At 73.9% G+C, this 203-nt stretch carries 1 protein-coding gene; it reads left to right on the top strand.

Features of this window, described 5'->3' with window-relative positions:
- Positions 1-203, top strand: a 203-nt coding sequence (locus tag AC5WS8_RS39575) for a hypothetical protein (RefSeq protein ID WP_496108300.1), incomplete at both ends; no start/stop codon positions are given.

The raw sequence follows: 203 nt of genomic DNA, 5'->3' as shown, positions 1-203 counted from the left end.
GTGCTGCTGCTGGAGCGGCTGTCGGACGCCCGGCGCAACGGTCACCCGGTGCTGGCGGTGATCCGGGGTTCGGCCGTCAATCAGGACGGCGCGAGCAACGGCCTGACCGCGCCCAACGGCCCTTCGCAGGAGCGTGTCATCCGTGCCGCGCTGGCCAACGCCCGGCTCACCCCCGACCTGGTGGACGCGGTCGAGGCGCACGG

It is taken from the genome of Streptomyces sp. PTL18 (genome assembly GCF_059510295.1).
This window is presented reverse-complemented; position numbering and strand designations above follow the sequence as displayed.